Below are 1,364 nucleotides of genomic sequence, written 5' to 3' on the forward strand. Positions count from 1 at the left end.
GAGTAGTGGTCGAGGGTCTCCTCGGCCTGCTCGCGGCCGATACCTGACTGTTTGTAGCCGCCGAAGGGCTGGCCCGCCGGGAAGTCGGTGTAATGGTTGACCCAGATGTTCCCCGCCTCGATGTCCCGTGCCGCCCGATTTGCCTGCGAGAGGTCGTTCGTGATGACGCCCGCTGCGAGACCGTAATCGACGTCGTTGGCCTGTGCTATCATCTCGTCGTAGTCCGACCACGCGAACACCTCTTCGACTGGCCCGAAGATCTCCTCCTGGACAGGTTTCGAGTCGTGGTCGATGTCGTCGATGACGGTGGGAACCACGAAACAGCCGTCGGCGAGCGCCTCGCTCTCGGGCTGACCGCCGCCGGTGACGATGCGCGCACCGTCCTCTTTGGCCTGCTCGATGTACGACAGGGTGCGCTCGACCTGTTCTTCCGAAACCTTGGGCCCGAGTCGCGTGTCCGAATCGAGCGGGTCGCCCATCTGGAGACCTTGCGCGCTCTCGACGAAGGCGTCCATGAACTCTTCATAAATATCCTCGTGGACGAACAGCCTCGTGCCCGCGGTACAGCACTCACCGGTATTATAGAACATCGCGAACATCATCACCCGCACCGCATGCTCGATGTCCGCGTCGGGGAACACCACTACTGGGCTCTTCCCGCCGAGTTCGAGCGTCACGTCCGTGACGCTCTCGGCGGCGGCCTTCATCACCTGCTTACCGACCGCAGTCGAACCCGTGAACGAAACTTTGCGGATGTCCTCGTGTTCGGTGAGCGGCGCACCCGCCTCCTCGCCGTAGCCCGTCACCACATTTACAACACCATCGGGCAGCACGTCGTCGATTTCCTCCATGACTTTGAGCACCGACAGCGGGGTCTGTTCGGCGGGTTTGAGCACTACCGTGTTCCCCGCCGCGAGCGCCGGCGCGAGCTTCCAGGAGGCGATCAATAGTGGGAAGTTCCACGGCACGACCGCGCCGATTACCCCATACGGTTCCCGAATCGTCTGAATCGACTTGCCGCTTCCCGATGGTACTGTCTCGCCGCCGTGGGTGCGGGCCGCACCGGCGAAGTACCGGAACTGGTCGGCGACCAGTGCGACGTCGGCGTGTGCCTCGCGGATGGGTTTGCCGTTGTCGAGCGTCTCGATTTTCGCTATCTCGCTTCGGTTCGCTTCGATGCGGTCGGCGACCTCTCCGAGCAGGCGCTGGCGCTCGGTCGCGTCGGTGTTGGCCCACTCGCTCTCGTAGGCGTCCCACGCCGCCTCGACCGCGCGGTCGATGTCGTCGCTGTTTCCTGCCTGTGCTTCGGCGAGCACCTCACCCGTCGTGGGGTCGCGCGTCTCGAAGGTCTCGCCCGAGGCACT

The 1,364-nt window shown here is 63.9% G+C and carries 1 protein-coding gene; it reads right to left on the minus strand.

Features of this window, described 5'->3' with window-relative positions; all coding sequences use genetic code 11:
• A partial coding sequence (locus ACQUQO_RS18215; protein ID WP_435080070.1) for an aldehyde dehydrogenase family protein occupies positions 1-1,364 on the minus strand: 1,364 nt, incomplete at both ends.

This window comes from Halococcus sp. AFM35 (assembly GCF_051195015.1).
Taxonomy (GTDB): domain Archaea; phylum Halobacteriota; class Halobacteria; order Halobacteriales; family Halococcaceae; genus Halococcus.